The 26,996-nt window shown below is 66.8% G+C and carries 28 protein-coding genes and 3 pseudogenes; 11 read left to right on the forward strand and 20 right to left on the reverse strand.

What is annotated here, in order from left to right; translation table 11 throughout:
• Window positions 1-31: 31 nt before the first annotated feature.
• Together V8F63_RS00145 and V8F63_RS00150 are read left to right on the forward strand one after the other, a co-directional pair.
• The gene (locus tag V8F63_RS00145) at window positions 32-457 is read left to right on the forward strand and encodes a DUF1295 domain-containing protein (RefSeq protein ID WP_392354138.1); all 426 of its coding nucleotides are present in this window, start codon (window positions 32-34) and stop codon (window positions 455-457) included.
• A complete protein-coding gene (locus V8F63_RS00150; protein WP_392355122.1) occupies window positions 415-768 on the forward strand; it encodes a DUF1295 domain-containing protein in 354 nt (117 codons plus the stop codon). The genes V8F63_RS00145 and V8F63_RS00150 overlap by 43 nt, the downstream gene beginning before the upstream one ends.
• On the opposite strand, the gene V8F63_RS00155 is transcribed toward V8F63_RS00150, so the two are convergent.
• Window positions 765-1,211 (reverse strand): DUF2177 family protein, encoded by a 447-nt coding sequence (locus V8F63_RS00155; protein ID WP_392354139.1) that lies wholly within the window; start codon window positions 1,209-1,211, stop codon window positions 765-767. The genes V8F63_RS00150 and V8F63_RS00155 overlap by 4 nt on opposite strands.
• A gap of 48 nt (window positions 1,212-1,259) precedes the next feature.
• The gene (locus V8F63_RS00160) at window positions 1,260-1,847 is read right to left on the reverse strand and encodes an isochorismatase family cysteine hydrolase (RefSeq protein ID WP_392354140.1); all 588 of its coding nucleotides are present in this window, start codon (window positions 1,845-1,847) and stop codon (window positions 1,260-1,262) included.
• Window positions 1,848-2,128: 281 nt separating this feature from the next.
• Between V8F63_RS00160 and V8F63_RS00165 the strand changes: the two genes are divergently transcribed.
• Both V8F63_RS00165 and V8F63_RS00170 read left to right on the forward strand, forming a co-directional pair.
• Window positions 2,129-2,908: a nucleotidyltransferase family protein gene (locus V8F63_RS00165; RefSeq protein ID WP_025977675.1), complete on the forward strand. Its 780-nt coding sequence runs from the start codon at window positions 2,129-2,131 to the stop codon at window positions 2,906-2,908.
• Entirely contained in the window at window positions 2,892-3,689 is a 798-nt protein-coding gene (locus V8F63_RS00170) for a metallophosphoesterase (RefSeq protein ID WP_025977676.1), read from the forward strand. The genes V8F63_RS00165 and V8F63_RS00170 overlap by 17 nt, the downstream gene beginning before the upstream one ends.
• Window positions 3,690-3,693: 4 nt before the next feature.
• Here V8F63_RS00170 and V8F63_RS00175 read toward each other — a convergent pair whose 3' ends face one another.
• Together V8F63_RS00175 and V8F63_RS00180 are read right to left on the reverse strand one after the other, a co-directional pair.
• The gene (locus V8F63_RS00175) at window positions 3,694-4,077 is read right to left on the reverse strand and encodes an SDR family oxidoreductase (RefSeq protein WP_392354141.1); all 384 of its coding nucleotides are present in this window, start codon (window positions 4,075-4,077) and stop codon (window positions 3,694-3,696) included.
• 29 nt (window positions 4,078-4,106) lie between these two features.
• A pseudogene (locus V8F63_RS00180) lies at window positions 4,107-4,586 on the reverse strand (SDR family NAD(P)-dependent oxidoreductase); the annotation flags it as partial.
• A gap of 191 nt (window positions 4,587-4,777) precedes the next feature.
• On the opposite strand from V8F63_RS00180, the gene V8F63_RS00185 reads away from it, so the two are divergent.
• From V8F63_RS00185 to V8F63_RS00200, 4 genes are all read left to right on the forward strand, one after another.
• On the forward strand, window positions 4,778-4,972 hold the full coding sequence (locus V8F63_RS00185) for a hypothetical protein (protein WP_392354142.1): 195 nt from the start codon (window positions 4,778-4,780) through the stop codon (window positions 4,970-4,972).
• A gap of 126 nt (window positions 4,973-5,098) precedes the next feature.
• Window positions 5,099-5,338, forward strand: coding sequence for a hypothetical protein (locus V8F63_RS00190; RefSeq protein ID WP_025977679.1), 240 nt, complete (start codon window positions 5,099-5,101; stop codon window positions 5,336-5,338).
• 21 nt (window positions 5,339-5,359) lie between these two features.
• Window positions 5,360-5,950, forward strand: coding sequence for a DUF4142 domain-containing protein (locus V8F63_RS00195; RefSeq protein WP_392354143.1), 591 nt, complete (start codon window positions 5,360-5,362; stop codon window positions 5,948-5,950).
• Window positions 5,951-6,069: 119 nt separating this feature from the next.
• The gene (locus tag V8F63_RS00200; protein WP_253122714.1) at window positions 6,070-6,567 is read left to right on the forward strand and encodes a ferritin-like domain-containing protein; all 498 of its coding nucleotides are present in this window, start codon (window positions 6,070-6,072) and stop codon (window positions 6,565-6,567) included.
• A gap of 43 nt (window positions 6,568-6,610) precedes the next feature.
• On the opposite strand, the gene V8F63_RS00205 is transcribed toward V8F63_RS00200, so the two are convergent.
• Complete coding sequence (locus tag V8F63_RS00205) at window positions 6,611-7,339, reverse strand: Crp/Fnr family transcriptional regulator (protein WP_392354144.1); 729 nt, start codon at window positions 7,337-7,339, stop codon at window positions 6,611-6,613.
• A gap of 159 nt (window positions 7,340-7,498) precedes the next feature.
• Here V8F63_RS00205 and V8F63_RS00210 point away from each other — a divergent pair, with 159 nt between their 5' ends.
• Window positions 7,499-7,717 (forward strand): hypothetical protein, encoded by a 219-nt coding sequence (locus V8F63_RS00210; RefSeq protein WP_392354145.1) that lies wholly within the window; start codon window positions 7,499-7,501, stop codon window positions 7,715-7,717.
• Between the two features lie 294 nt (window positions 7,718-8,011).
• On the forward strand, window positions 8,012-8,524 hold the full coding sequence (locus V8F63_RS00215; protein WP_392354146.1) for a Crp/Fnr family transcriptional regulator: 513 nt from the start codon (window positions 8,012-8,014) through the stop codon (window positions 8,522-8,524).
• A 43-nt stretch (window positions 8,525-8,567) separates the two neighbouring features.
• On the opposite strand, the gene V8F63_RS00220 is transcribed toward V8F63_RS00215, so the two are convergent.
• Window positions 8,568-8,954, reverse strand: coding sequence for a hypothetical protein (locus V8F63_RS00220; RefSeq protein ID WP_312445237.1), 387 nt, complete (start codon window positions 8,952-8,954; stop codon window positions 8,568-8,570).
• Window positions 8,955-8,956: 2 nt separating this feature from the next.
• The gene (locus V8F63_RS00225; protein WP_025977686.1) at window positions 8,957-9,784 is read right to left on the reverse strand and encodes a TIGR02587 family membrane protein; all 828 of its coding nucleotides are present in this window, start codon (window positions 9,782-9,784) and stop codon (window positions 8,957-8,959) included.
• 190 nt (window positions 9,785-9,974) lie between these two features.
• On the opposite strand from V8F63_RS00225, the pseudogene V8F63_RS00230 reads away from it, so the two are divergent.
• Window positions 9,975-10,831: pseudogene (locus V8F63_RS00230) on the forward strand (Ku protein).
• A 3-nt stretch (window positions 10,832-10,834) separates the two neighbouring features.
• Here V8F63_RS00230 and ligD read toward each other — a convergent pair.
• The 13 genes and pseudogenes from ligD to V8F63_RS00295 all read right to left on the reverse strand — a co-directional run bounded on the left by ligD (window position 10,835) and on the right by V8F63_RS00295 (window position 26,948).
• Window positions 10,835-12,603 (reverse strand): annotated as a pseudogene (gene ligD / locus V8F63_RS00235) (DNA ligase D).
• A complete protein-coding gene (locus V8F63_RS00240) occupies window positions 12,567-13,367 on the reverse strand; it encodes a DNA polymerase ligase N-terminal domain-containing protein (RefSeq protein WP_392354147.1) in 801 nt (266 codons plus the stop codon). Before V8F63_RS00240 ends, ligD begins: the two are co-directional and overlap by 37 nt.
• 266 nt (window positions 13,368-13,633) lie before the next feature.
• Complete coding sequence (locus tag V8F63_RS00245) at window positions 13,634-15,421, reverse strand: DUF885 domain-containing protein (RefSeq protein ID WP_392354148.1); 1,788 nt, start codon at window positions 15,419-15,421, stop codon at window positions 13,634-13,636.
• A 9-nt stretch (window positions 15,422-15,430) separates the two neighbouring features.
• Window positions 15,431-17,164, reverse strand: a complete 1,734-nt coding sequence (locus V8F63_RS00250; protein WP_392354149.1) for a DUF885 domain-containing protein — start codon at window positions 17,162-17,164, stop codon at window positions 15,431-15,433.
• Between the two features lie 27 nt (window positions 17,165-17,191).
• On the reverse strand, window positions 17,192-18,988 hold the full coding sequence (locus tag V8F63_RS00255; RefSeq protein WP_392354150.1) for a DUF885 domain-containing protein: 1,797 nt from the start codon (window positions 18,986-18,988) through the stop codon (window positions 17,192-17,194).
• 100 nt (window positions 18,989-19,088) lie between these two features.
• Entirely contained in the window at window positions 19,089-22,052 is a 2,964-nt protein-coding gene (locus V8F63_RS00260; protein ID WP_235599191.1) for a TonB-dependent receptor domain-containing protein, read from the reverse strand.
• Between the two features lie 88 nt (window positions 22,053-22,140).
• Entirely contained in the window at window positions 22,141-22,461 is a 321-nt protein-coding gene (locus V8F63_RS00265; protein ID WP_392354151.1) for a RidA family protein, read from the reverse strand.
• Window positions 22,462-22,562: 101 nt separating this feature from the next.
• Window positions 22,563-22,763 (reverse strand): VOC family protein, encoded by a 201-nt coding sequence (locus tag V8F63_RS00270; RefSeq protein ID WP_392354152.1) that lies wholly within the window; start codon window positions 22,761-22,763, stop codon window positions 22,563-22,565.
• A gap of 400 nt (window positions 22,764-23,163) precedes the next feature.
• On the reverse strand, window positions 23,164-24,546 hold the full coding sequence (locus tag V8F63_RS00275; RefSeq protein ID WP_392354153.1) for an NAD(P)/FAD-dependent oxidoreductase: 1,383 nt from the start codon (window positions 24,544-24,546) through the stop codon (window positions 23,164-23,166).
• Window positions 24,543-24,830 (reverse strand): 2Fe-2S iron-sulfur cluster-binding protein, encoded by a 288-nt coding sequence (locus V8F63_RS00280; protein WP_051582093.1) that lies wholly within the window; start codon window positions 24,828-24,830, stop codon window positions 24,543-24,545. The genes V8F63_RS00275 and V8F63_RS00280 overlap by 4 nt, the downstream gene beginning before the upstream one ends.
• On the reverse strand, window positions 24,823-25,182 hold the full coding sequence (locus V8F63_RS00285) for an FAD-dependent oxidoreductase (RefSeq protein ID WP_392354154.1): 360 nt from the start codon (window positions 25,180-25,182) through the stop codon (window positions 24,823-24,825). Before V8F63_RS00285 ends, V8F63_RS00280 begins: the two co-directional genes overlap by 8 nt.
• The gene (locus tag V8F63_RS00290) at window positions 25,128-26,021 is read right to left on the reverse strand and encodes an FAD-dependent oxidoreductase (protein ID WP_392354155.1); all 894 of its coding nucleotides are present in this window, start codon (window positions 26,019-26,021) and stop codon (window positions 25,128-25,130) included. The genes V8F63_RS00285 and V8F63_RS00290 overlap by 55 nt, the downstream gene beginning before the upstream one ends.
• Window positions 26,022-26,024: 3 nt before the next feature.
• A complete protein-coding gene (locus tag V8F63_RS00295) occupies window positions 26,025-26,948 on the reverse strand; it encodes a dihydrodipicolinate synthase family protein (protein WP_392354156.1) in 924 nt (307 codons plus the stop codon).
• Between the last annotated feature and the right edge of the window lie 48 nt (window positions 26,949-26,996).

Consider the following 26,996-nt stretch of genomic DNA (forward strand, 5'->3'; position numbering starts at 1 on the left):
CGCTGTTCCTGGTTCTGGTGATGGCGGCCGCTTGGCTGGTTCAACGCCTTACAGGTCAGGGGGATGGGCGGACGCCTTCTGGTCGCTGGGCCTGGGCGCAGCGGGGGTCTTGGTGGCCCTGTTCCCGCTCGACAGCGCCGCGCCGTCCGCCCGCCAGACCCTCGCAGCCTGTCTGATCGGCGCCTGGGGATTGCGTCTGGGCCTGCACATCGCCGCCCGCGCCCGCTCGTCGCACGAAGACCCGCGCTACGCCCGCCTGCGACAGGATTGGGGGCGGCATTTTCAGTCCCGGATGTTCGGCTTCCTGATGCTGCAGGCGGGGGCCGCCGCCCTCCTGGCGCTCAGCATCCTGGTCGCCGCCCGTAATCCGGCGCCGGGCCTGATTTCCAAGACGCCCTTGCGACCGTCGTGTTCGTGGCCGCCCTGTGCGGCGAAGCTCTGGCTGATCGTCAATTGAGCCGCTTCAAGGCCGATCCGGCCAATCGCGGCGAAGTCTGCGACACCGGCCTCTGGGCCTGGTCCCGGCATCCCAACTACTTCTTCGAATGGCTCGGCTGGTGCGCCTGGCCGATCTTCGCCCTCAACCTGAGCGGCGACTGGACGTGGGGGTGGTTGGCGCTGAGCGGACCGGCCTACATCTATTGGCTGCTGACCCGGGTGTCGGGCGTGCCCTTGCTCGAGGCCCACATGCGTCGCTCGCGCCCGGAGGCCTTCGCGGCCTACGCCGCGCGCACCAGCGTCTTCTTTCCCCGGCCGCCGAGGCCTTAAAGCATGCGGAACACTCGCGCGGCGAAGGCGCAGGCGATCGCCGACGACCCCGCGCTGACGCATACGCCCCAGGCCATGTCGATCAACGACAGTTTCAGGCTCCAGGTCTTCAGCGTCGCCAGGTTCGTCAGGTCATAAGTCCCGTAAGCGAACAGGCCGAACAGGCCGCCCCACAAGAGCGCCTTCTTCCAGCCGCCCTCAGCCAAACCAGGCCAGACGGCGAAGAGGGTCAATCCCGCCGCATAGAGAGCATAGAAGGCGATCGCGGGCGCCAGCCTGAAGTTATCGGCCAACATCGAACCGATAAAAGGACGATAGAGCCGGTCGCCCATACTGCCTAACCAGGCGGTGTCGATGATGGCGAACACGATCAGCGTGGAAAGATAGGCAATCGCGATATTCATAGACGACCTCCAGCAGCATTGCTGATGATATACGATCACGCACGGCGATTGGATTTGGGATCCCGACCGGGATAGGCGGAAAGGCGGCTAGGTCCAGGCGTCCAGCACCTCATCGCATTCCGCCGTTTCGATCTGCTGGCTGAAGCGGTCATGGTAGAGGTTGAGCAGAGCTTCGTGCGCCTGATCTGACGAACTGCACACCGCGTCGGAGACCACGATCACGCGAAAGCCCAGATCCACGGCGCCTAGAACGGCTGCAAGGACGCACATGTCCGTCTCGGCCCCCGTCACCACAAGCGTGTCCACCTGTCCCGCCGCAAGTGCTGACGCCAGATTCGTCCCCATCCAAGGCGAGTAGTGCGCCTTGTCTAAGATACGGGCGGGCGGAGTGAAGGTTTGAAGCTCGGGCAAGAGGCTCAACGCCCTCCTCCCCCAGGTTTTCGAGCGTGATCGACTCCCATCGGCGCCAATATCGCCGCCAGGCTCCCCGCCCATCGCCCGGCGAGCGCGCGGGGATAAAGCGGGTGAAGCACGTGCGATCAGCCCGACGCTCGCACAGGCGCACGACGACCGGCAGCACGCGGGGCATCCAGGGCGTCCGCCATGCTGTTTCCTCTGCGAACATCCGTTGCATGTCCACGCATAGATGCACCGCAGAGGCTGGAATGCGCCCATAGATGATGCCGGAAGCCATGAACTGGCAAAGCCCTAAATCTCCGCCAGGTTCCCGCCCAGGCGCCTCTGTTTCGGACGCCAGAACATCGAAACCCAACCTGTGGAAGTTCGAGCATCGGCGCCCCGGGCCAACCGGTTCGCCAGGCGTCCTGCCCGCGCAAATGAAGACCAACGAGCCCAGGCTGGGGCGCCCGTCGGCGACCGCGCAGTCCCCGCGAGCGCCGGGCGGAACCCGGCTTGGCTATGCGCCGTTCCCTTGCCCTGTTTAGGAACCGCATCCCATGTCCGACACGATCGCCGACCCGGCCTTTGAACCACCTCCCGAAGCCCAGGCCTTCTACGAGGAGGCCTTGCGCCTGCTGAAGGAATCCGGCGTGCCCTTCCTTCTGTCGGGCACCTATGCGGTTACCGCCTATACGGGAATCCGTCGGCCGACCAAGGATCTCGATGTCTTCTGCAAGCCTGGCGATTACCCTCGAATCCTCGCCTTCTTCCAGGCGCGCGGCTATCGCACCGACGTGGAGGACGAACGCTGGATCGCCAAGGTCTGGAAGGATGACAAGCACTTCTTCGACGTCATCTTCGCCATGTCGAACGGCACCATCGCCGTATCCGACAGCTGGTTCGGACCGGACCGCATCACCGTCTACGGACATGAGGTGACGATCACCCCGCCGACCGCCCTGATCCTGTCCAAGGCCTTCATCCAGGACCGCTATCGCTACGACGGCGCGGACGTGAACCACGTCATCCTGAAGCAGGCCGAGGCCATCGACTGGAAGTCGCTGCTGGATCAGATGGACCTTTATTGGGAGGTGCTGATGGCGCACCTGCTCAACTTCCGCTTCGCCTATCCGACCGAGCGCGGCCTGGTGCCGGCCTGGCTGATGACCGAGCTGATCGGCCGCCTGCAGGCCCAGGTCGATCTGCCGCCGCCGCGCGTCAAGGTGTGTCGCGGGCGTCTGTTCAGCCCGCGCGACTATATCGCCGACATCTCCGAATGGGGCTTCGGCGACGTGGTGGGCAAGGGCCTTGAGGAGCGCCATGACCCCGTCGCCTGACACGTCTGAAGCAGCGCCTCCCGTCGAGGGTCAGACGCCCCAGCCGGGCATGGAGTCCGGGCCGAAGAAGAAGCTGCGCGTCGCCGCCGTGGCCGACCTGCACGTCGGCGAAACCTCGCATCGCGCCTATCGCGACCTGTTCGACCGGGTGCATGAGGACGCAGACGTGCTGTGCCTGTGCGGCGACCTGGTCAACTTCGGCAAGACGGTCGAGGTTGAGAACCTTCTGGAAGACCTGCGCGCCTGCCGAATCCCCATGGTCGGCGTCCTGGGCAATCACGAGCATGAGTGCGGCCAGCCGCTGGAAGTGAGCCGCATGCTGACCGACGCAGGGGTCAAGATGCTGACCGGCGAGGCCTATGAGATCGACGGCGTCGGCTTCGCCGGGGGCAAGGGCTTCGTCGGCGGTTTCGGGCGCTACATGCTCAGCTCCTTCGGCGAGGCCTCGGTCAAGACCTTCGTCAATGAGGCGGTGGAAGACGCCAACCTCATCGAGAATTCGATCCGCACCCTACGCACCGAGCGGAGCGTCGTGCTGCTCCACTACGCCCCGGTCGTGGATACGGTGATCGGCGAGCCGCCCGAGATTCACGCCTTCCTAGGCTCATCGCGCCTGGCCGAGGTCGTCGACCGCTATGAGAACGTCAAGCTGGTGCTGCACGGCCACGCTCATCGCGGCGCGCCGGAAGGCCGCACGGCGCGCGGCGTCCCGGTCTACAACGTCGCCCTGCCCGTGCTGCGGACGCTGGGCGACACCCCGTATCGCGTGTTCGAGGTGTGAAGGCTCAGGCGATCCCGGCGCCGCCAGTCACGCCCCAGACCTCGCCCGTGACGAAGCTGGCTTCCTGCGAGGCCAGCAGCACATAGACGGGCGCGATCTCGACCGGCTGGCCTGGGCGACCGAAGGCGCTGTGGGCGCCGAATTTCTCCACCTTCTCCTGGGGCTGGCCACCGCTGGGCTGCAGAACCGTCCAGAAGGGCCCCGGCGCCACCGCGTTCACCCGCACCCCCTTCTCGATCAACTGCTTGGCCAGGGCCTTGGTGTAGGTGACGATCCCGCCCTTGGTGGTGGCGTAGTCCAGCAGGATGTCCGACGGCTCATAGGCCTGGATCGAAGCCGTGGTGATGACCGCCGCGCCCGGAGGCAGATGGGCGCCGCCGCCTGACACAGCCAGTGCAAAGCGTAGAGGTTGGTCTTCATGGTCGCGTCGAAATCATCGGTCGACACCTCTTCGACATTCTCGCGGAACTGCTGTCGGCCCGCGTTAACGACCAAGATGTCCAAGCCTCCGAAAGCGTCCAGCGTGCGCGCGACCATGGTGGCGTTCCACGCCTCGTCGCGTACGTCCCCGGGCAGAGCCAGCGCCTTGACGCCTTCCGCCTCGATCAGGGCGATCACCTCCCGCGCGTCGGCTTCTTCCGAAGGCAGATAGGAGATCGCCACGTCGGCGCCCTCACGGGCGTAAGCGATGGCGACTGCGCGCCCGATCCCGGAATCCGCGCCGGTGATCAGGGCGCGTCGCCCTGTCAGCCGCCCGTGGCCTTGATAGCTTTTCTCCCCGTGATCCGGCTTGGGCTCCATACTGGCGACCAGGCCTGGCGCAGACTGGGGCTGACGCGGAAACGGCGGGCGCGGATACTGATGACGGGGGTCCTGCATGGTCAGGCGGTCGGACATTGCGGCTCCTCTTAACGACTGAAGGCGTGCCAACCTAAGTCGCACCCGCGGCGAGCGTTCCCCGCCCAGTTCAACTCGCCAGCGTGACGACGGCTCTCATCCGTAGCGCCCGAAAATCCAGAAGCGACCGGCGCCATACGGAACAGGGGGCGCGTCTTTTCCTTTCTCTTCGCGACGAAAGGAGTCCCCTCTTGCCCCTCGCGAACAAGGAAAAGCCTCAGATCCTGCGACAGCCGCGCCGCTTGCTGATGGTTATAGGCGCCGTCCTGGCGCTGTTGATCGTCGTGTATCTGGCTACAGCCGCCACCGGCTTTCTTCGCACTCAGACCAAGGTTCCAGATCCGCGCATGACGGGTACGAACGCGCCCCTGGAGCGCGCCATGTGACGGCGGTTGCGAGCTTGACCGTTTGGAACAGCCCCGCGCCTCGCCGCTTAACGTTCTGTCACAGGGAGGAAAGAATGAACCGACTTCGCACTCGCCTGCCCGCCGCCGCCGTCATGGGAGGCCGTCATGCGCTTCTATGAAGTCGTCGTCGGCAGCGACAGCGGACCCCAGCGGACCCTGCGGGTGGCCTCGCCCACGGACGCACAGGCCGCCGACGCCGCCGCGCCCCTGATGCGGGCGCACGAAGCCATTCTGTCCATTCGAGACGTGCCTGACGATGGGCTGCAGCAGGCCGATGGTCCGCCGCCCAGAACTCAGGCCGAAGAGCTGGCCCCCGGTTCCCCGGGGATGGCCGCTAAATCCTGATCCATCGCAAGGAGGACACTTATGATCAAACAAGCCGTCGCCGTCGTGGCCGTTTCGGCCGCCGCTCTCACCCTGGCGGCCTGCAACCAGCAACAGGGCTCTGACGCCGTCGACAAGGTTCAGGACGCCGTTTCCGAACCGGTGGGTCAGACCTCGGCCGCCACCATGGGCGCCAACATGGTCAGCGCCTATGTTCCGAACGCCGCCATGGGCGACATGTACGAAATCCAGGCCGCCGACATCGCCCTGGAACGGTCGCAGAACGCCCAGGTCAAGGAACTGGCCAAGATGATCAAGGCGGATCATACGGCCGCCGCCGCCGCCCTGAAAACCGCCGCCGCGCAGGCCGCGCCTGACACCGCCGTGCCGAGCGCACTGGATCAGCGTCGCCAAGGCCTGATCGATAACCTCCGCTCGGCCGATGCGGCGAATTTCGACAAGACCTATATCGACCAACAGGTCGCCGCCCACGAGGAAGCCGTCACGCTCCATCGAGGTTTTTCGGACAAGACGGACGCCCCGGCGCTTGCTGAACACGCCCGCACCGTCCTGCCCAAGATCGAAGCGCACCTGCAACGCGCGAAGCAGGTGCAGTCCAGCCTGGCCGGCTGACGTCAAACCGGTCGCGGAAACAGAGTGCCCGCAGAGGCTCTGTCTAAATGCAGACACGCCGGAACACTCTCGCGTATCCGCCGCTTCGAAGATCCCCCACTCATTTTTAGGAGACACTCATGGCCGAGAAAACACTGCAGACCCTGTTTCACGACACTCTGCGCGACATCTATTACGCCGAGCGGAAGATCCTGAAGTCTCTGCCCAAGATGGCCCGCGCGGCTCAATCTCCTGAGCTCAAGGCGGCGTTCGAGAAACATCGCGAGCAGACGGAAGGGCAGATCGAACGCCTGCAGCAAGTGTTCGAGATCATCGGCAAGCCCGCCCGCGGCAAGACCTGCGACGCCATCGAGGGCATCTTGGCCGAGGGCGACGAAATCGCCGATGAATACAAGGGCACGGCAGCGCTCGACGCCGGCCTGTTGGCCGCCGCGCAGGCGGTGGAGCATTATGAAATCACCCGCTACGGTACGCTGAAGCGTTGGGCGCAGGTGCTGGGGTTGAAGGACGCCGTCAAACTGCTGGACGAGACTCTTCAGGAGGAAAGCCAGACGGACGAGGACCTGACCACCATCGCCGACGCCGCGGTGAACGCGGAGGCCATGCAAGCCGCCTGACGGCCGACCGCCCCGCCGCCTCGTCGGCGGGGCGAACCCGGCTTCAGACCGGCAGCTTTTCCAATCGGAGGTAGGCGGGATTGAACTCGGCCGCCTCGGCCAGTCGGTCCCACGCGAGGATACGCACCTCGGGGCCGGTCCATTCCAGCCACCCCGCCTCACGCATGACCTTCAGCGTGCGGTTCACATGCACCGCCGACATGCCCAGCAGATTTGCGATCTCCGCTTGAATGATCGGAAAATGGAACGCCCCGTCGCGGGCGAGGCCGACGGTCTGAAGGCGGGCGTAGATTTCACAGACCAGCAGGGCGGCCCGTTCCAACGCCTCCTGACGGCCCAGCGCCAGCAGCCATTCGCGGTGCATGGCGGCGTCCACCACCGTCTCCAGCCACAACAGTCGCGCCAGATGCGGATGCTGCTCGGTCAGGGTTCGCAAACGATTGTGAGGGGCCTCTGCGATAAGACAATCAGTCAGCGCGCGAACACCGTGATCGACCCGCTTCAGCACGAAGCCATGCAGGTCGATGAAATCTCCGGGAATGTTGATCTGCGTATACTGACGCCGCCCATCGCTCAGGTCGCGATACCTCGCGCAGAACCCGCTGATGACCAAGCTGGAATGCTCGACCAAGGCGTCCTGGGAGACGATGTCGCAGCCCGCCGGCTTCGCCACGACATGGGTCAATACGCTTCGCAAGGCCTCCCGCTCGTCCTCGGCGAGGTCGTCGCGACGCTCCAGCTTCTTCTCCAACAGGCGGCTATGATCAGGCATGGTATGGCTCCGCTTACGCTTAGCCGATGCTCAACGCTGCGGCGCGGCGAATGTTGCCGCCAAGCTAGCTCGCCTCCGGTTCCACAAAGCCGCAAAGGCGACAGATCGAACCGCCTGCGGCCGGCCGCATTGAGTTCGCGCCACAGGGGAGTTTTCATTGTGAATAGGACACCAGTCATCGAGCGGGCTTTTGAGCTGGCGCGCAGCGGTCGCTTCCGCATCCCGAGCGAGATCCGCAAGGCTATGATCACCGACCGCTATACCCAAGCTGAGTTGTTCCAGCTGGAAGGCAAGGCCACCTGGCGCCAGCTGCGGACGTTGTGCGCGGATTCTATTATCGCGCCTCAGGCGGACCTGGCCGGCCTGGAGCGCCGCTGAAACTGGCCGATGCTCTCGCGGACTCGCGGAACTTCGGCGACTAACCCATGTAAGCGCGGTCCCTTCGCCACTCATGGCAGGGCTCTCCGTCCAAGGAGGGCCCATGCCTGCAGATTCGGCCGCCACGCTGTCCCCATCCATCCCGCTGAACGGGCGTGCACGCGCGCATATCGGCGATCATCCGGTGTATCGCGCCTTGCCGCCGGACACGCGGCGGCGCCTGCTCGCGGAAGGGACGGAAATCGAGCCCGGCGCGATGCGCCTCAGCCCCTGGACAGAGACCATCTCTGGTTTGTGCTCTCAGGCGTGCTGGGCGCCTTCCCGGCCGACAGCGAGGTTTGCGTCGCGCAGGTCGTATCCGGCGCCGTCTACGGCTGGGAGCACGCCCTCGGCTTCAGCGGCAGCGCAGCCCAGGTGCGACCGGTGCTGGACGTGCGGGTGTTCCGCGTTCCCGCCGCCGCCGCCCGCGAGGCGCTGGGTTATGACTGGCTGGCGCGTTTCGTGGCCCTCCAGGCTGTCCAGCGCCTGACCTTTCTGGAACAGGAAGCCGCCTGCAACGCCTCCCACCGGGTCTCGGAACGCTTGGCGAAATGGCTGCTTCGCCTGCATCTCGGCGGAAACGGCGCACCGCTTCGCCTGAATCAGGCCCAGCTGGCGGCCATGCTTGGCGTCCAGCGCACCAGCATCAATGCGGCGGCGCGCAGCCTGCAGGCGATGGGCGGCGTGCGGTTCAGCCGCGGCAAAGCTTCGATTCTCGATGTGCCCAAGCTGACCGCCAGGTCATGTCGTTGCGGCGCGACGCATTGACGAAGGCGGCGACCGGCCTCGGCGAGCAACGCAGGCCGGCGCGTCAGGGCTCTGACCAGCCCAGCACGCGCAGGGCCGGATCGGGCTTGTCCGTCTGCGAGAAGACCAGGCTCGCCTTCTTCTCTCCCCGCCCCGGCACATAGTCGAGCGAGGCGCCGGACCGTTCGTCGCCGACCCGGCCCTCGATATCCACGGCGGCTGCGGCCAGGTCGCCGTGATTGGCGACAACGACGTCGACCACCCACCCGCCGGACGAAGGTCGCACCGCCTCGCTTCTGATCGTCAGCGTCGCCGGCGCCGGAACGGTGAAGGCCGCTCGCGCCAATACGGCCGCTGCGGCGAGCGTGATCAGAAATCCAGCCAAGGCGCAGGCGCGCTGCAGCCGCGACACGCCCCTTGTTCCTGTCTTCTGCTTCTTCTTGTCGGTCACGACTACACCAGAAGCCGCGCTGCCGCAGCGCCGATCGCCGCCGGAAAGGCGAGGATGATGACATTGGCCATAAGCGCCTGAAGGCCATGGCCGTCCGCTCCTCCGAACACCCACAGCATGGCGAGGCTGGCCAGCAGGCACAGGGCGTAGCCAGGCAGTGTGAAGTCGAAGAACGCCCGGATCGGCGTCTCCGCCTGTTCCTGTCCGGCGAAACCCGCCTCGAAGACGATCAAGTGCAGCAAGACCACCGAGAGAACGAGCACGCCCAGGGCGCCCAGCGGCGACGCCATATAGGCGATCAGCCGCATCTCCTCGGTCGGGGCCAGGTTCAGCGCGAAATAGAGGGCGCCGACCAGCATCAGGAACAGTTCGCCCGGATAGGAAGCCTCATCCTCGTCGCCCTCGTCCGGATCGCCCGACAGCTGGCGTCGCGCCGCCAGAGCGCCCAACGCGGCGGGCGCCGCCTGCAGGGACATCTGCCCCACGGCGGACGCCGGTGAACTGAAATCCAGCACATTGAAGATCATCAGAAGCGCAGCGGCGGTGACGAAGCCCACCGCCAGCGCCACCAGGGTGTCCAGCGCAGTGTTGACCAGACCGCGACGCGCCGAAAACCCGGCATAGTGCGCCAGCCCGAACAGCACCGGCAGGGCCGCCAGCAGAAAGACGAGACGCCGCTCCGGTTCCGCAGAGAAACCGAGCGCCCACATCTCCATCGTCATAAGCAGCGGCAGGCTGAACAGCAGGGCGCCGCCGAAGGCTCGGCCCAGATCGCGGAGGTAGGCGCTGTCGTCGGCCCGAGCGGCGTCCTGGATCGTCGTCATGACCATGCAACGCCGCCGTCCGGTTTCGGCTCCCGCGCGGATCGCGCCCTCGCCTCACTCGAGGCGACTGCGGGCTGGCGGAGGGTCGCATGGAAGCGGTTCGCGCTGCTCGTCTCTACCGCGACGCAGCGTTGATGCTGGCCTCGAGGCGAACGGATCGTCTCGCCGCGCATTCCTTTTGCCGATGGAGGATCACATGGCTGCTCGCCCGACCTGGCAAGGACATCTGAAGCTGTCGCTCGTCACCTGCCCGGTGGCGCTCTACACCGCGACTAGCAGCGCCTCCGACGTGCGCTTCCACCTGATCAACCCCGACACGCACAACCGCATCCGCATGGTGCCGACCGATCCCGACGCGGGGCCGGTGGAGCGCAGCCATCTGGTCCGCGGCTATGAGGTGTCCAAGGACGAATACGTCCTGTTCGACGACGCTGACTTCGACAAGGTGCGGCTCGACAGCACCAAGACTATTTCCATCGACAAGTTCGTCGACGAGTCCGACATCGACCGCCTCTACTGGGACGATCCCTTCTTCGTCGTTCCGGAAAAGGGCGCGGGCGTCGAGGCCTTCGCCGTGATCCGCGACGCCATGCAGAAGCAGGGCAAGGTGGCGCTGGGCCAGCTCGTTCTGCGCGGCAAGGAGCGCCAGCTGGCGCTGGAGGTCCGCGGCAAGGGCCTGGTGGCCTACACCCTGCGCGCCCATGACGAGGTGCGCGACGCCGACGACTATTTCGACGACATTCCCAAGGTGAAGGCCGACGCGGACATGGTCGAGATCGCCGCCCGCATCATCGCCCAGAAGGAAGCCGACTTCGACCCGACCGCCTTCAAGGATCGCTACGACGACGCCCTGCGCGAGATGATCAAGGCCAAGACCAAGGGGGCAAGGGTCTGGTCGACGTGGCCGAGCCGGACGACACCAATGTCATCGACCTGATGGCGGCGCTTAAGAACAGCCTGAAAGGCTCGGCCAGCGGCGCCGGCAAGCCCGCGGCCAAGAAGCCAACCTCCAAAACGACCTCCAAGTCGGCGCCGCGCAAGAAGACCGCCTGACGGTCAGTCCACGCCCATCTTGCGCAGGGCGGGTCTCAGGCTGACGGCGCTGTCGCGGAAGCCCGACCAGGCGTCGGGTCGTTGCAGCAGTTCGGGCCAGACCCACAGATTGTAGTCGGCCGGGTTCAGCCCCGGCGTCACCTGTTCCCACGACAGCGGAAAAGCGATCCCCGCGCCTGGCCGGGCGCGCGGCGACCAGGGCGCCACGGCGGTCGCCATCCGGCCGTTGCGCAGATAGTCGATGAATATCTTTCCGCCCCGCGCCTTCTTGGCCAGGGTGGTGGTGAAACGGTCCGGCGCCTCGACCTTGATCGCCTCGGACACGGCCTTGGCGAAGGCCTTGTTCTGATCCCAGGTGACGCGTGAGCGGCCGTCGGCGCGGATCGGCACGACGAGGTGCAGCCCTTTTCCGCCCGTCGTCTTGACGAAGGGGTTGAGCCCCAGCGCCTCCAGCTTGGCTCTGACCACCAGAGCGGCGGCGATCACGTCGTCGAAGTCCAGTCCCTCGTCGGGGTCCAGATCGAAAGTGATCTGATCGGGCGTTTCCGGATCGCCGGGTTTGCAGCCCCAGGGGTGCAGCTCCAGTCCGCCGGACTGGGCCACGGCCGCCAGACCGCCGACATCAACCACAGCGACATAAGGGGTGCGCGCCTTGACGTCGATCAGCTTCAGCCGGGGGTTGGACCCGGCCATGGCGTGACGCTGGAAGAAGGTCTCGCCCTCTATGCCGTCGGGGGCGCGGATGATCGAGACGGGCCGGTCCGCCACATGAGCCAGAAGCCGCTCGGCCGCCGCCTCGTAATAGCGCGCCAGGTCGGCCTTGGTGATGGGCGGTCGACCGTCCGAGCCCGGCCACAGCACCTTGTCGGGGCTGGAGATGGCCACGCCCGCCACCGAGACCTTGCCGTTCTTTCTCGGGACCTGCGGCGCGGCCGGCGCTTGCGGCGCGTCCGTGACGTCCTCGGCCGTCTTGTCGTCGCGCAGCCCCTTGAACGCCGCGTGCCGTAAGGCGCCGGATTCAGTGTAGCCGCCGTGTTCGATCTCGGCGACCAGCCTTGGCTTCACCCAGTGGATGTCCTTGCCGCCCTTGGGCGCGCCGGGGCCGACGAAGGGGCTGTTGTTCGCCGCCTCGGCCTTCAGTGCCGGCATGAGCAGCCGCGTCGCCGTCTCCCCGAAACCCGTGCCGACCCGACCGAGGTATTTCATGCCGCCCTTCTCGCGCACCCCGACCAGCAGCGAGCGGAACCGGCTGCCGCCTTCGGACGACCAGCCGCCGATGACGACCTCATCGCGGCCCCGGCATTTAGACTTCACCCAGCTTGACGACCGGCCCGCGGGATAGGGCGCATCCAGCTTCTTGGAGATCACGCCTTCCAGATGCATCCGGCAGGCGCTTTCCAGCACCGCCTGCCCCGTCGAGGCGAAATGTTCGACATAGCGAAGACGCGCGGCCTCCTTCGCGCCCAGGCGGTCGATATAGGACTGCAGCCGCGCCTTGCGGTGCGACAGGGGCAGTTTGCGCAGATCCTCCGCCCCCTCGAACAACAGGTCGAAGGCGAAGTAGACGAGCCGGTCCGTCTCTCCTCGGATATCGCCGCCTGAAGCGCGCTGAAGTCGGGCATGTGATCATCGTCGAGCGCGCACAGCTCGCCGTCGATCACCGCATCGGGCCAGCCCGCCGCATCCGTCGCCAACTCGGGAAACCGGTCGCTCCAGTCCAGACCCTTGCGGGTTCTCAGCACCGCTTGGCCGCCGCCGATACCGATCTGCAACCGATAGCCGTCGAACTTGATCTCATGCGCCCACCCCGTCGCCGAGGGCGGATGATCGACAGCCTTGCAAAGCTGTATGGGGACGAAGGCGGGGGCCGCTTCGCCTTGGAGGTCGCCTTGTACGGCGCAGGCTTGGGCGGCGCCTTGCGGCGGGTCGGCTTGGACGACGTCCATTGCGCATCGCCCTCGGCGATCTGGGCCAGCGAGCGCCCAGTCGTCACCGACGCGTCGATCTGCGCCAGGGCGTCGCCTTCGCCCGCGACGGCGTGTTCGTCCTTCTCCTTCAGGAGCAGCCAGTTGTTGCGCTTGGACGGCTTGCCCCGATCGCTCTTCAGCCGGATCAACGCCCATTTCCCCTTCAGCCGCTCGCCGTGCAAGATCATCTTGATCTGGCCGCGCGCCCAGGCCGCCTCCAGGTGCGCCTCCTGCGGCTCCCAACTGCCGACGTCCCACAGTTGCACCGTCCCGGCCCCGTAATTGCCAGCCGGAATCGTCCCCTCGAAGTCGCCGTAATCTAGCGGATGGTCCTCGACCTCGACCGCCAGGCGTTTGATCGCCGGATCACGCGACGGGGCCTTGGTCACCGCCCAGGACTTCAGCACCCCATCCGCCTCGATGCGGAAGTCGTAGTGGAGCCTCGTGGCCGCATGGCGCTGGATCACGAAGCGCCGCGCGTCCTTTCCGCCTGCGCGTTGAGCGCCCTTGGGTTCGGGCGTCTGCTCGAACCGCCGCTTGGCCTGATAGGTCTTCAGTTCGCCGCGCATGAAAAACTAACCCGCCCACGGCGAAACCGTTGCCTGACAGGTCTATGAGCGATGCCTTGATAGCGCACGTGACGGCGTCATGAAGAAGGGGCCCGGCGCGCCACGCGCTACCGCTCGGGCAATGTTGAGAATTCACGTCACGCGGCGAGTGCGCCAGCCTTTACCGAGCGCGCACGCTCCGTCGCCAGCGCCCCCGGTCAAGCTACCGGCAACGAGAACAGCATCGATGTGCAAAGACCAACACGCCTGAACCGAACCAGGAGAGGCTAGGTCAAGCGCACCGCTGCGGCCAGAACATCCATGGGCAGAGGCCCGGAGGCCAGGACGAAATCGTTGTACCGGCGCAGGTCGAAGCGCGCCCCAAGGCGGCGCCTTGCCTCCTCACGCGAGGCGGCGATCTGCTGTTTGCCGACCATGAAGCTGCAGGCCTGGCCCGGATAGACGCAGTAGCGGTCGATCTCGCGCTCGGCGGCGTCGCGATGCTCGCCCGCGTGGGTCACCATCCAGTCGATCGCCTGCTCTCGCGTCCAGCGCGCATGGTGGATGCCGGTGTCGACGACCACGCGGCAGGCCCGGAAAAGCTGCCCTTGCAGATAGCCGATCCGGCCGACCGGATCGCCCTCATAGGCGCCGATTTCGTCGGCCAACTGCTCGGCGTAAAGCGCCCAGCCTTCCGTCCAGGCCGAGAAACGGACCGTCCGCCGGAACAGCGACAGCTCGCCCGCCTCGCGCAGGACGCTGTCCTGGAAATGGTGCCCCGGCACGCCTTCGTGGTGCAGCAGGGTCGGAATGCGCCACAGGGCGTTTTCCTCGACCGAGCGCAGGTTGATGTAGATGATCGACGGCTGGGCGGGATCGCTGCTGGCGCTGTAGAACCCGCCGGGCGCGCCGTTCTGGATGGCGGGCGAGACGCGGCGCACCTCGACGGGCCGATCCGGGGTCACGGTGAAACCGCGCGACAACAGGCCCTTGACGCGGTTCAGCCGCTGGTTGGCGTAGTCGATGATTTCCTGACGCCCGGCTTCCGTATCCGGCTTGAGGAAGCGCGGGTCGCGATCCAGAGCCGCCATGCGAGCGCCGACTTCCCCTTGCGTCAGACCCTCGGCTCTGAGCAGCCGGTCGATTTCGGCCGAGAGTTCGGCGACCCATGACAGGCCCAGCTGATGCAGTTCGCCCGGCGCGTAGCTGGCGGTGGTGTTGGAATGAAGCGCAGAGGCGTAATAGGCCTCGCCGTCCGGCTTGGCCCAGACGCCGGCGCGGGCGTCGGCGCGGGGCTGCAAGGCGGCCAGGGCTTCGCTCTGGCGCTGTAGCGCGGGCCGGATCCGCTCGACGAAGATCGCCGCCGCGCGCGTGTCCAGACCGGCGATTCCAGCTTCGTGCGCACGCTCCAGCGCGGGCGCCGTCAATGCGTTGCCCGTCGGCGAAGAATCCCGAAGAGCCGCAATCTGCGCCAGGGTCTTGGCCAGAATGAAGTCGGGCGGAACGACGCCGAGCCCGGCGTCATGGCCGATCTGCTCGGTCTCCTGATCCAGGGCGACAGCGAACTGATTCAGCTTGTCGAGATAACGATCGGCGTCGGCCGCGTCCTTCATCGGCGAGCGGCCGCCGATGCCGTCCGGCAGCCAGTAGTAGGCGCCGTTCATCTGGCTGACGACATAGGGGCTGGGCCGCAGATTGATGTCCGAGAAGCCGTAACGTCCATACTGATCGGCCATCGCCTCATAGACGAAGCGGGCCGTGTCGTAGTCCAGAGCTGCAGCGGCCGAGAGCGCCGCGCGGTTCACCGCGCCCAGTTCCGCCAGTCGCTGGGCCGTCGCCTGTCCGTGGCGAGCGCGGGCCGCCAGAGAATAATCGGCCAGACGGTCGCCGCCTCCTCCTCGGCGCGCAGGGCCTGGGCGTGGCGTTCCAGCATGGCGGCCAGACGGGCGTCGTCGGCCCCCCGCCCATCGTCGCGCCCATCGCCGCGCCGGGCGAAACGGTCGAAGCGGCGCCCGTAGCGCAGGCCGCCAGAGGAGAAGCCATGCCGAGCGCCGCAGCGCCGACCAGGAGATCACGACGACGCATCAGGCGGCGCTCCATTGCTGAACAAGGGCGTCCAGGACTTCCATCGGCAAGGGGCCGGAACGCAGTACAAGATCGTTATAGTCGCCCAGGCGGAAACGACCGCCCATGGCCTGTTTCGCCGCCTCGCGAGAGGCGACGATCTGTTGCTTGCCGACCATGAAGCAGCAGGCCTGCCCAGGATAGACGCAGTAGCGGTTCACTTCGCGCTCGGTCGGTCCGCGCAGTTCGCCGACGGTGTCGACCATATAGGCGACGGCCTGTTCGCGGTCCCAGCGCTCGTGGTGCAGACCGGTGTCGACCACAACGCGCCCCGCGCGCCAGAGCTGCGCCTGCAGATAGCCGATGCGGCCGTAGGGGTCGGCCTCATAGGCGCCGATCTCGTCCGACATGGCTTCGGCGTAGAGGGCCCAGCCTTCGGTCCACGCCGAGAAGCGCGCCGCGCGCCGGAAGGCCGACAGGCCGCCGACTTCGTCCAGCACCGCCGCCTGAGAGTGGTGGCCCGGCACGCCCTCATGGTGGATCAGCGTCGGCAGGCGCCAGGACGGCAGATCGCTGGGCGTCTTCAGGTTCAGCAGCACCCCGCCCGGCGCCCCGCCCGACGGCCCGTTGTAGAAGGCGACCGGAGAGCTGTCTTCGGTGGCCGTCGACATGCGGCGAACCTCGACCGGCGTATCGACCAGATGAGTAAAGGCCCGCGACGCCCGCGCCCGCGACGCCGCCAGATAGGCTTCGGCCTGACGATGCACCTCGGCCCGCCCGGCGTCGGTGTTCGGCTGCAGGAAACGCGGGTCGACGTTCAGGGCGGCGATGCGTTCGCCGACCGAGCCCTGGCTCATCCCCAGCCGCTTCAGATCGGCGTCGATCTCGGCCGACAGGGCCGCCACCCACTCCAGACCCTGACGATGCAACTCGCCCGGCTCTCGCCGAATGGTGATGTTGGCGTACAGCGACGAGGTATAGAGCGCCTCGCCGTCCGGTTGCGCCCAGACCCCGGCCTTGTCCGACGCGCGCCCGACAAGGGCGTCCAGCGCCCGCGCCTGACGGTCCAGCGCGGGGGCGACGATCCTGCGGAACAGGGCGGCCCCTTCCTCGCCCAGGGCTTCGTCGGTGCGGTACGCCGGGGCCAGGACGGGGTTGGCCTGCGGCGCGCTGTCGCGCAGAGCCCTCACCTGCGCCGCTGTCATCGCCAGAATGAAATCCGGCGGAATGACGCCCTGGCCTGCGTCGTGGACGATGCGTTCGCTCTCCTGCTCGATGCCGCGCGCCAGGGCGGCGACGCCGTCCAGATAGACCTCTCTACCCTTGATCGCCCGCGCGCCGATCCGCGGCGGCGACCAGTAGTAGGCGCCGTTCATCTGACTGACGACATAGGGGCTGGGCCGCAGATCCAGGTCCACCGTCCCCGGCCGCGCCAGATGATCGTCCAGAACGCCGTAGACGAAGGCAGCCGTATCCCGGTCGATGCGGGCTGCGGGCGACAGGGCCGCGCGATCGACGCGCTGAAGCTCGGCGATCCTTTGCGTGTTCTCAGCCCGGAAACGGGCGCGTCCGGCGACGGAGCGGTCGCCCAGCGGATCCGCCTCGCTGCCTCCGTCGAACGCCTGAAGGGAGCGGGCGTGCCGTTCCAACAACGCCGCCAGCCGACCGTCGGCGCTGTCGAAAGCCGCGGCCGCGGGCGCCGCCGCCAGGGCGGCCGTCCCAGCCGCCGCCGTCAGCATCTGCCGTCTGTTCATGCCCTGCTCCCCTTCAGTCCCGCCCGCTTAGGCGGCGGCGGCCAGCCAGCGGTCGATCTTGGCTTCCAGCACGTCCAGCGGCAGGGCGCCGGTGTCCAGCACCTGATCGTGGAAATGGCGGATATCGAACCGGTCGCCCAGCTTTTGGGTCGCCCGGCCGCGCAGTTCCTGAAGCTTCAGCTCGCCCACCTTATAGGCGCAGGCCTGACCGGCGTTGGTGATGTAGCGGTCGATTTCGACCACCACGTCGCGCTGCGCCATCGACGTGTTGGCCAGCATGTAGTCGATGGCCTGCTGGCGCTCCCACCGCAGGGCGTGAAGTCCGGTGTCGACCACCAGACGCACGGCGCGCAGCATCTCCATGTCGAGATGGCCGAACCACTGATAGGGGTCGGTGAACAGGCCCAGGTCCTTGCCCAGAGACTCCGCATAGAGCCCCCAGCCCTCGGTATAGGCGGTCGCCGGGGCCAGGCGGAAACGCAGCAGATCAGGCAGGCTTTCGTCTTCCTGCACCAGCGACGACTGATAGTGGTGCCCCGGCACGCCTTCGTGCAGCGCTAGGGTCTCCAGCGTCGGGATCGGCCGCGTGTTCAGCATCGCCATGTTGAAATACAGCACGCCAGGCTCGGAGGCGTCCGGCGGGCCCGAGCGATAATAGCCCGTGCCGCGTTGGTCCCCCAGCGCGGGCAGCGGACGGACCTCGAACTCGGCGCGCGGGCGGCGCGAGAACAGTTCGGGCATCCGTTGCCAGACCTTGGCCTCGATCCGCTCGAAGTGGTCGATCAGGTCCTTCGGCTCGGTGTAGTAGAAGCTCGGCTCGGTGCGGATGTGTTCGAAGAAGGCGGGCAGATCGCCGGTGAAGCCCGCCGCCTTGCGCGACTCCTCCATCTCGGCGCGGATACGGGCCACTTCCGACACGCCGAGACGGTGAATTTCTTCCGCGCTCATGGTGGTCGTGGTGTGGCGCACCAGATCCGCCGCATAGACGCGCGCGCCGTCCTTCATCGCCCACAGGCCCGCGCCGTCGGTCGCGGTCGGCAGATACCGCTCGCGCAGGAAGACGCGCCATTGGTCATAGGCGGGATAGGCGCCGTCCTGGACCGCCTTGCGATAGGCCGCCTCCAGTCGCGTGCGGTCGGCCGCCCCGATCGCGTCGGGGAAGCGCGTCGCCGGGGCATAGAGGGGATTGTCTTCGACTGGCAGGGCCAGGAAGGCCTCGACCTGCGCCAGGACGTTGGTCACCACGATCTTCGGCTGGTGATACCCCTCGGCCATCCCCTGCTCCAGACGCTTCACCGTGTCGTTCATGAAGGCGGTGAAGCCTTCAAGCTGGGCCAGACCCAGCTCATAGTCCTGAACCGACTTGAACTGGGCGCTGGTCATATAGTCGGGGAATTCGACGTGCAGGCCGAACGAGGCGTTCAGCGGCGCCTTGTTGCGGATCGCATGCAGGCCGCTGTCGATCTCTTCGACCGCCTTTTCCGCCTGATAGCGGAAGACGTCATAGGCGATCTGATCGCCCTCAGGCAGAGACGCACGGTCGATGGCCGACAGGGCGTTCAGCTCCGCCCGCTTCTGGGCGCCAAACTGCCGGGCGTAGGCCTCGCCCTGAGGGTCGATGAAGACGTCGCCGGTCGGGCGCTGCCCCCGTCGCGCCAGCCGCAGCGGATTCAGGGCGTCGTCCGCCTTTTGGCTCTCCTTGACCAGGGCCGCGAACCGCTCGCGCGCATCCGTCTGGCGCCATGCCGCCGCAGCGGGCGATGCGGCGGCGATGCTGAGCGCCGCCGCACCGGCCACGCCCAGAAGGAGTTCACGTCTTCTCATACTCGGTTCCCTCAACTCATACGTCCCGCTCAGAATTCAAAGCGCGACGACGACGGCCTCAGGAGGATGGCCGAACCGTCGCCGCCGCGCCTGATCGGGGTCAGAACTTAGCCGTCAGACCCACGAAGTAGCGCCGTCCCAAGATGTCATAGGTCGAGGGATCGGTGTTGGCCTGGATGCCCGGCGACCAGGTGCGCGGGTCCTGGTCGGTCAGGTTGTTAACGCCCGCGCGCAGGACGACGCGGTCGCTCACTTCCCAGGTGCCCAGCAGATCGAAGTAGTTGATCGCATCCAGCTTGTTATCGGTGCGGTAGATATCCACCTCGCCGACCCGACGCCAGCGAGCGCCCACGCCATACGGCCCCTTGGAATAGTTGACCGAGGTCAGGAACTTCCATTCCGGGAAGGTGAAGCCGTTGGTGGAGTCGATGGTGCCTGCGCGCTCGTTGAACGGACCGCCCGCAGCATCCTGGCGCTGCCAGCTATCCATCCAGCCGACCACGAAGTTCAGGTTCAGGGCGCCCCAGTCGGGCATGCCGGCGTCCATCAGGTCGAAGCCCCAGTCGACCTGAAGGTCGACGCCGGAGGTCTTCAGCGTGGCCAGGTTCTGCTGCAGGCCCAGGCTGTCCACCACATTGCCCGTCATGGCGTCGCGGCGGAACAGCTGGCAGTAGCCGTTGTTGGCGTCATAGCTGGTGTTCGTCACGCCCGTGGCGTTGAAGCAGCCCTGAAGCTGGTTCGCCGCCGTGATGGTGCCGACCACGTCGGTGATCTCGATGCTGTAGTAGTCGAGCGAGGTCGACAGGCGCGAGAACAGCGGGTTTTCCAGCTGCGGACGATAGACGAAGCCCAGCGTCCAGGTGTCCGCCGTCTCTTCCTTCAGGTTGCGGTTGCCGCCGACGAAGCCCTGAATCTGAGTGCTGTTGAAGACATAGCTGTCGACAGCGGCCGCCGACAGGCCCTGCGCGATGCAGAGGTCGCGGACCTTGGCCCCATCGGGTCCCTTGCGGTAGGCGCCGCGGATGTCGCACGGGTCGCCGCCATAAACGGCCTGGCCTGCGGCGTTCACCGGGCTGCCGATCTGCGGCGAGCTGATGTCGCGGTTGCCGAACAGTTCGCCGATGGAGGGCGCACGCACGGCGCGCTGGACGCCGCCGCGAACACGCAGACCATCGACAACGGCCCAGTCGATGTCCGCCTTATAGGCCGAAACCCCGCCGACGGTGCTGTAATCGGCGTAGCGATAGCCCAGGTTCAGGTCCAGCGACTGGACGAACGGCTGATCGGCCAGGATCGGGATCAGGGCCTCGATGAAGACTTCGGTCGAGTTGGTCGAGCCGGTCAGGGGCTGAACCGGGTTGAAGCCGGCGACTTCCACGCCGCCGATCTTGCCGCCGTCAGGCAGGCCGTCCGCGCCCAGGTGGTCGACGATCGGATTGCTCTGCGACAGGCCGGCGTCCGGACGGAAGGCGAAGGTGTCTTCGCGATACTGAGCGCCCAGGGCGACGCGGACTTCGCCGGCCGGCAGCTGGAACAGACCGCCCTGCATGGTCGCCTCGACGACGCTCTGCTCGCTGAGGGTCGCGTTCTTGCTGTTGCGGTTGATGTAGTTGATGCAGCTCTGCGACAGTTGCGTCAGGCCGAACGGGTTGAAGCCGCCTTCGCACAGATTGGCGCCGCCGGCCGGATCATCCAGCAGACGCTGAACGGCGGAACGCGAGACGTTGCCCGACTGCTGCGTCTGGTTGTCGACGCGGCCGTACTGGGCGCTGACGTCATAGCGCCAGTCGCCGAACGGCAGAGCGCCGCGCACGCCGGTCGTCACCTGATAGACCGTGGTGCTGTCCTCGGCCAGGCGGCCGCCGATGGCGTTGAAGCGCTTGTTCAGACCGAAGGAGGCCGTCGGATTCGGACGCGCGTCCAGGAAGGCGCGCAGGTCAGGCGAGATGAACGGGTTGGTCGTCGGCACGCGGAAACCGTACGTCGGCGACGGCCCCGGCATCGGCGTCGGCGCCAGGATCACGTCCGAGCTGTACTGAGTGTACAGGACGTTGCCGTACAGCTCGACCGAGTCCGTCAGATCATAGCGGACCGCCGAGAAGGCGTTCCAGCGCTCCAGCGGAATGCTGAGCATGCCGGTCGCGCCGGTATTGTAGGCCCAGGCCACGCCCGGCTGGTGATAGGCGTCCCATTCGGCGCCGCCGGGGCTCTTGAAGTTGTAGGCTCCGACGTGGCTGAACAGCGAACCGTCGGTGTTGTAGCCGAACTCGCCGGTCGGAGTGACGCAGCTGGCGCAGTTCAGATAGCTGTTGATGAAGGCCTGGCTCGGCAGGTTGGTCGAGTCGAAGGTCGTGACGCCCAGCGGCGAGACGCTGTTGCGGCCCGAAACACGCGAGAAGCCGCGCGCATTGCTCATGATCGCCGAACGGGTCGAACGGCCGATCGACAGCACCGCATTGCCGCGACCGTCGTCCAGATTGCCGCCCATCGTGATGGTGAAGCTCTCGGTCGTGCCGTCGCCGCGTTCCGTCTGACCGTACTGGGCGTCGATCTGAACGCCGGAGAAGCTGTCGTTCAGGGTGAAGTTGGCCACGCCGGCCAGGGCGTCCGAGCCATAGGTGGCCGAGGCGCCGCCCGAGATGACTTCGACGTTCTTGATCAGGGCCGCCGGGATCAGGTTGACGTCGACCGTGCCGTCCGCGTTCGACGGCACGATACGGCGACCGTTCATCAGAACGAGGGTCCGGTTGCTGCCGAGACCGCGCAGGTTCAGGTTCGCCTGACCGCCATTGCCCGGGTTGACCGAGCCGTGGCTGTTGCCCGGCATGAACTGCGGCATGTCGTTCATCAGGCTTTCGACCGTCACCGATCCGGTCGCCTGCAGGTCTTCTTGGCCGACAGTCACGATGGGGCTGGTCGAATTATAGTCCTTTCGGACAATCCGCGAACCCGTGACGACGATCTCGCTGACCGAGGTGGGTTCGTCCTGAACCATGGCGGCGGCAGGCTGGGCGGCGAAGGCCGTCAGGGCGGCGACACCGCCGATAACAGTGGATGTCAGCAAACACTGACGCGTGTTGGGAGAAGTCAACGAAGGAACTCCAAGGGTTTAGCGTGAAGGAATGAGCGATCAGGCGCGCGCGGACGCGGCCTTAATCGCGGAACTGGGCGATGGCCTCGATCTCGACGAGGAAGTCCGGCAGGGCCAGGGACTGCACCCCGACCACCGTGTTGGGCACCGGCGTCTCGTCGCCGTAAAAGCGTTTCAGGGCGCCGACCACGGCGCCGAGGCGCTCCATGTCGTTATCAACGATGTAGGTCCGCAGCCGCACGACATCCGACGGACCCAGGCCGGAATGTGCGAGCACCGCCGCGATGTTGGCCAGCGCCTTGTCGACCTGGGCGGCGAAGTCGCCGACGCCCACGACATTGCAATCGGCGTCCCAGGCGACCTGGCCGGCGAGATGCAGCACCCTGCCCCCGTCCTGAACGGCCGCATGAGAGAAGCCGAAAGGCGTGCTGTCGTAGAGCCTCTGATGGATTGATTTTCGTGGTCGCCATGTCGCCCTCCCGGCTAGTCGACGAGTTCGAGCTGCAGCCCGAAAGGATCCTGGATGTAGAGGTTGGTCTTGCCCGCCAGCGGCCCGGCGTCGATCTCGATGGGGTCCAGCGGCTTGCAGCCCCGCTCCGCCAGCCAGGCGGCGGCGGCGGGAACGTCATCGACCCGGAATGCGATGTGATGCCCGCCGATGTCGCAGTTGAGCGGCGGCTCCATCCGTCGCCCATCCGGGCTGTCGTATTGCACCAGCTGGACGCGGGCGCCCCTGTAAAGGCGATCATCGCCAGGGTCAGACGCGCGCCCCGGACGCCCACGTGGGCCTCCATCCAGTCGCGCCCATCGGGACCTGTCGGCATCTCAGCCGCGTCCATCGGACCCATGCGGTAAAGCTCGTCCGCCCCCAGAACGCCGCAGTAGAACGCCAGCGCCTGATCGAGGTCAGGCACGGTCCTGGACACATGGTCCACCGTGAACAAGGGCCTCCCCTCATCGCGAGTATTTCCGGCCACGCTCCCCTCCATTGCAACGTGTTCCGACTTTTGATGAAGACAGTTTTGTGGCGTTCTGCCGCCGCAAACAATGACTGCTTTTGGAAAAATCGTTGCGCTGAACGCAATCAACGAGCGGCGAGATCGCCGACTCTGACAGGCCTTGCTGGAAAGCGCGCCGTGAACGCTGAGCGTTCGGAATGCGGCTCTCCGGCCAGGCTCAAAAGGCTATGCTCGCAGTTTCGGCCCTGGCACGCGCCCATGCCGCATCGGGTCGCCAGCTTGACGGAACCGACCTCGTCGCAGCGCGCCAGCGCGGCCTGCAGATCGCCCAGAACCACATCCTCGCAGCGGCAGATGATCGTGTCCGCATCAGGCAGGCGGGCGCTGAACGGCCCCGGGTCGGCGACGGCCTCAAGCAGGGCCGAAAACCGCATCGCCGCCTCGCGCGCCTTGCGCCAGGGCCGGGCGCGACGACGCGCTTCATCCTGATCGATAAGGCCCTCGTCCAGGGCGACCGCCAGACCGGCCAGAGCGCCTTCGGCCGACGCCGCTTCGGCGCCCTTAACGCCTGTGGTCTCGCCCGCGACATAGGCGCCCCGGCGCGAGGCCCGCATCCATTCGTCGTGGCTCGTCTTCCAGCCCCCGGGTCTGGCGGGCGTCACCTGCAGGCCCGCCGCGCGCGGAAGGTCCGCCTGGGGCATGAAGCCGAAACAGAGCGCGACCGCATCGCAGTTGAACCGCTCCGCCTCGCTCAGAAGCAGGGCGGCGACCCTTCCCTGCCCTTCCACGCTCAGCGCCGCTCGGCCGAAACGCAGGGAGACGCCCGCCCTGAGAAGGCGCCAGGCGCTGCCGAGCGCCGAGAGCAGAACGGGCCAATGCGTCAGGGCCGTCCAGGGTCGGGCGAGGGCGCGCCGCACGAGCGTCGAGAAGGGTTGGATGAAGGCGACCACGGCCACCTCGCCGCCCGCCTCCAGAGCCTGCTCCGCCACAAGCAGTTGCAGCGGGTGGCTGCCCGCGAAGGCCAGACGTTTGCCGGGGACCAGTTGCTGACTCTTGATGAAGGCCTGCGTACCGCCCGCGCTCATGACGCCCGGCAGGGTCCAGCCGGGGATGGGCGCGGCAAGATCGTAGCAGCCGCCGGCGATCAGCACCCGGCGCGCCGAAACCTCTTCGACGCCCGAGGCGCCGGACAGGGTCAGCGTCCACGCGCCGCCCGCCTCGCGCAGGCCAAGCACCGAGCGCCCGCCCATGAAGTCGACGTTCGATAAGGCCTCAAAGGCGGCCAGCCGCGCCTTCAGTCCGCGATAGGCCCCGCCCCTCATCCAGTCGGCGACCGAAAACGCGCGCGGCGGCTGACGCAGAATCTGGCCGCCCGGCCGCGCCTGTTCGTCGATGACGGCGATCCGCAAGGCCCCGTTGAGGCTCAGGCACGCCGCCTGCCCCGCCGGTCCTGCGCCGATTACGGCCAGGTCGTAATCTGGGCTCGCGCCGCTGAGGGACGAACTCATTCGCCGATACCCGTCTCGACCGTCATTCCGGGTTCAGCCGGAACCAGGCAGGCGCGAAGGCGTCGCGAAACGTCGCCGTCCCGCACATGGACCAGACATTCGCCGCAGACGCCCATGTTGCAGAACAGGCCGCGCGCGCGCGCCGATCGATCACGCCGAAACCCCACCGCATCAGCGGCCAGCATGGCCGCCGCAATGGTCTCTCCCGGATAGGCCCGGATCATGTCGCCGTCGACGCTGAAGGCGAAGGGCTCCCCGCGCGACACGCCCTCGGTCTTACGCAAGCCGACCTCCCATGAAGCTGTTGAGGTGGCCGAAGCGCGCCGGAGAGAAGATCGACAGGCGATCCTCGCGCTCATCGAGGATCAGTCTGGCGAGAAGACGGGCGAACACCGGCCCCAGGGTGAAGGCCGAACCGCCCGCCGCCACATAGACGCCCGGCGCCTGAGGCACTTCGCCGACCAACGGGCTCTGATCCGCAGTGATGGCGGTGATCCCGGTCCAACTGCGGATCAGATTGAGCTCGGCGACCGGCGGAAAGATCCGCGACGCGACCCCCAGATTGCCCGCAAGCGAGGGCGTCAGCAGTTCCGCCGGCCGATCCAGGTCGAACCGACCCGCGGCGTCCAGCCGCATACGAGACGGCCACCCCCGCCGATCAGCATGTTTCCGGCGTGCGCCTGCTTCATCGACAGCCTTTGACCGACGTGCTGGATCAACTGCTCGAGCATGGGCGGCGCGCGCTCCGTCACATTCATCAGCAGCGCGACCGGATAGATGGGAAGATGCAGGTTGAACAGTTCGCCGATCCGACCGGTCCAGGCGCCCGCCGTGATCAACACCTTGCGGGTCGCAAGTTCGATGTCCGCCTCGCCGCGGCGCACGGTCAGCCGATAGCCCTGCGCATCCGAACCGACAGCCGTCAGGCGCGCGCCCTGCAGCAGTTGGACGCCCGCCGACTGGGCGCGCGTCATGAAGGCCGGCGTCAGGGCCTTCGGGTCTGCATGGCCTTCCGAGGCGAGATAGGCCGCCGCCGTCACGGCTTCGGACAGGCCCGGCGCAATGCTGCGCGCTTCGGCGCCGTCGATCAGCCGGGTGTCCAGACCGCCCTCGACCTCGCGGGCGACCTTGCGCTCCAGCGTGCGGACCTGGTCCGCCGTCTCGGCGACCATCAGGCCCCCGCGCATGTGGATATGAAGATCCGGACCCATTTCGGCGTCCAGCCCCTGCCACTCCTCGATCGCGAGGCGGTTGAGGCTCAACACCTGCGCGGCCTGATCGGCCAGCGCCTCGCCGTTCTCCAGGAAGCGGCGCTCCAGCTGAAAATGCAGAGACCCCGCATTGGCGCCGGACGCGCCGACATTAGGATAGCCCGCCTCCACGACGGCCACCGAGGCCCCGGCCTGGGCGAGCCTGAACGCCGTAGCGGCGCCGACCAGGCCGCCGCCGATCACCACGACGTCCAGACGCTCCATTGATCAGGCGCGCCCGAGCGACGCCAGAGTCTCGCGAATGCGCTCCAGATCGGCTTCGCGCACGTCCAGCAACGGACGGCGCACATAGCCGCCCGGCAGGCCCTGGATGTTCAGCGCCGCCTTCAGAATGGCGGGCCCCGACCCGAAGCGGCCGACAAGCTCAGAGGTGTACCAAGCGTCCATGATGACCCGGTCCTGACGGCCGCAGGCGCGCGCCGCCTCGAAATCCCCGGCCCAGACGTGATTGTAGAAATCCGGCTGGGTCCGCCCCAATACGCCGCCGGCCCCCATGGTGCCGTCGCCGCCCCCGCCCCTTAACAAGGCCAGACCGCCGTCGTCCATGCTGTGGCCGAAAACGCGGATCTGCTCGCACAGTCCGAAATAGGTCTGGACGAAGCGGCGCAGGTCGCCCGTCGACTGCTTGATGGCGACGACGTTCTCGATGTCGGCCAGACGGCGCAACAGGTCGAAGTCCATGTCAACGCCCGTGCCCGGAGGCCAGTTGTAGACGCAGATCGGCAGGGCCGACCCGTCCGACACCGTCTGATAGAAGCTGACGATCTCATCGGCTGACGGGCGAATATAGGGCGGAGGCGTCACCAGCACGCCTTCGTAACCGCAGGCGTGGGCGGTCTCGGCGAAATCGACGACCTCCTGCGCGGTAAAGGCTGTGCAACCGGCGATGAGAGAGATCTTGCCCTTCATCTGTTTGCCGACGGCGGTGATCAGGGCCTTGCGCTCCTGAGGGGCCAGACTGGTCCACTCACCCGTGGTTCCGGCCACCACCAGACCGTGCATGCCCTCAGCGTGCAGCCATTCCAGCAACGTCCCGAGGCCTGGCAGGTCAAGCTGTCCATCGACGTCGAAGGGCGTCGTGATCGCGGGGATGTAGCCGCGCCAGCCGACGCGCATTCTCTTGCCAGTCACAAACACCTCTAGATCAATACTGTGCGACAGAATGGCCCTGTCTCGAGC

The organism is Brevundimonas sp. LF-1 (genome assembly GCF_037055305.1).
In the GTDB taxonomy this organism is placed as follows: domain Bacteria; phylum Pseudomonadota; class Alphaproteobacteria; order Caulobacterales; family Caulobacteraceae; genus Brevundimonas; species Brevundimonas sanguinis.

What these genes read in the sequence shown, in the direction of transcription:
- V8F63_RS00160 (WP_392354140.1), bottom strand. Translation starts at nt 1,847, where the DNA reads ATGGGCGCATTCCAGCCTCTGCGGTGCATCTATGCGTGGACATGCAAC.
- V8F63_RS00165 (WP_025977675.1), top strand. Translation starts at nt 2,129, where the DNA reads ATGTCCGACACGATCGCCGACCCGGCCTTTGAACCACCTCCCGAAGCC.
- V8F63_RS00170 (WP_025977676.1), top strand. Translation starts at nt 2,892, where the DNA reads ATGACCCCGTCGCCTGACACGTCTGAAGCAGCGCCTCCCGTCGAGGGT.
- V8F63_RS00190 (WP_025977679.1), top strand. Translation starts at nt 5,099, where the DNA reads ATGCGCTTCTATGAAGTCGTCGTCGGCAGCGACAGCGGACCCCAGCGG.
- V8F63_RS00195 (WP_392354143.1), top strand. Translation starts at nt 5,360, where the DNA reads ATGATCAAACAAGCCGTCGCCGTCGTGGCCGTTTCGGCCGCCGCTCTC.
- V8F63_RS00200 (WP_253122714.1), top strand. Translation starts at nt 6,070, where the DNA reads ATGGCCGAGAAAACACTGCAGACCCTGTTTCACGACACTCTGCGCGAC.
- V8F63_RS00205 (WP_392354144.1), bottom strand. Translation starts at nt 7,339, where the DNA reads ATGCCTGATCATAGCCGCCTGTTGGAGAAGAAGCTGGAGCGTCGCGAC.
- V8F63_RS00225 (WP_025977686.1), bottom strand. Translation starts at nt 9,784, where the DNA reads ATGGTCATGACGACGATCCAGGACGCCGCTCGGGCCGACGACAGCGCC.
- V8F63_RS00240 (WP_392354147.1), bottom strand. Translation starts at nt 13,367, where the DNA reads ATGCGCGGCGAACTGAAGACCTATCAGGCCAAGCGGCGGTTCGAGCAG.
- V8F63_RS00250 (WP_392354149.1), bottom strand. Translation starts at nt 17,164, where the DNA reads ATGAACAGACGGCAGATGCTGACGGCGGCGGCTGGGACGGCCGCCCTG.
- V8F63_RS00255 (WP_392354150.1), bottom strand. Translation starts at nt 18,988, where the DNA reads ATGAGAAGACGTGAACTCCTTCTGGGCGTGGCCGGTGCGGCGGCGCTC.
- V8F63_RS00270 (WP_392354152.1), bottom strand. Translation starts at nt 22,763, where the DNA reads ATGGAGCCGCCGCTCAACTGCGACATCGGCGGGCATCACATCGCATTC.
- V8F63_RS00275 (WP_392354153.1), bottom strand. Translation starts at nt 24,546, where the DNA reads ATGAGTTCGTCCCTCAGCGGCGCGAGCCCAGATTACGACCTGGCCGTA.
- V8F63_RS00285 (WP_392354154.1), bottom strand. Translation starts at nt 25,182, where the DNA reads ATGCGGCTGGACGCCGCGGGTCGGTTCGACCTGGATCGGCCGGCGGAA.
- V8F63_RS00290 (WP_392354155.1), bottom strand. Translation starts at nt 26,021, where the DNA reads ATGGAGCGTCTGGACGTCGTGGTGATCGGCGGCGGCCTGGTCGGCGCC.